Consider the following 1,048-nt stretch of genomic DNA (forward strand, 5'->3'; position numbering starts at 1 on the left):
ATGTCGGTGTCGAACGCGAACGGCACGCCTTGCAGCAGGTTGCCGAACGCGACGCCGAACACGAGCGCGGGCACGAAGCCGCCCGCGAAGAGCGCCCAGTCCCAGCTCGTGCGCCAGCGCGGATCGTCGCGCTTGCTGCGGTAGTCGAAGCCGACGGGGCGGAAAAACAGCGCGAACAGCACGAGCAGCATCGCGAAGTAGAAGCCCGAGAACGACGCCGCGTAGACGAGCGGCCACGCGGCGAACATCGCGCCGCCCGCGGTGATGAGCCAGACCTGGTTGCCTTCCCACGTCGCGCCGACCGTGTTGACGATGATGCGGCGCTCGTCGTCGGTCTTGCCGAGGAACGGCAGGAGCGCGGCCACGCCCATGTCGAAGCCGTCCGTCAGCGCGAAGCCGATGAGCAGTATCCCGACGAGCAGCCACCAGATCACTTTCAGAGTTGCATAGTCCATGGCGATTCCTTGTGCGAATTCGAGGGGGCCGGGGCCGTCACGCGGCCGTGCCCGCGACGGCCTTCTCGAGCGGCCGCCCTGCCTGTTCGTGGTGATAGCGGCCGGTGTGCAGCGACGACGGGCCGAGGCGCGCGTACTTGAACATCAGCGTGATCTCGATGATGAAGAGCGCCGTGTAGAACACGATGAAGCCCGCGAGGCTCAGGTACAGATCGGTTGCCGTGAGGCTCGACGCGGACAGGTGCGTCGGCAGGATGCCCGCGATCGTCCACGGCTGGCGGCCCACTTCGGTCGTCACCCAGCCGGCGAGCAGGGAGACGAAGCCCGTCGGGCCCATCGCGAGCGCGAACCGGTGGAACCACTTCGCTTCATAGAGGCGCCCGCGGCGGCGCAGCAGCCAGGCGAGCGCGGCGAGGCCGATCATCGCGAGGCCGAGCCCTACCATGATGCGAAAGCTCCAGAACACGACGGTCGAGTTCGGCCGGTCTTGCGGCGGGAACGACTTCAGCCCGCGGATCTCGCCGTCCCAGCTGTGCGTGAGGATCAGGCTGCCGAGATGCGGAATCGACACCGCGTAACGCGTGGTTTGCGCC

At 67.6% G+C, this 1,048-nt stretch carries 2 protein-coding genes; both read right to left on the reverse strand.

Going from position 1 to position 1,048, the window contains the following annotated elements:
* The coding region (gene cydB, locus J5M67_RS27175) for a cytochrome d ubiquinol oxidase subunit II (protein WP_207888510.1) at positions 1-455 on the reverse strand (455 nt) is incomplete at its 3' end.
* A gap of 37 nt (positions 456-492) precedes the next feature.
* Positions 493-1,048, reverse strand: a 556-nt coding sequence (locus J5M67_RS27180) for a cytochrome ubiquinol oxidase subunit I (protein WP_207888511.1), incomplete at its 5' end; no start/stop codon positions are given.

It is taken from the genome of Pseudomonas sp. 30_B (assembly GCF_017491605.1).
In the GTDB taxonomy this organism is placed as follows: domain Bacteria; phylum Pseudomonadota; class Gammaproteobacteria; order Pseudomonadales; family Pseudomonadaceae; genus Pseudomonas.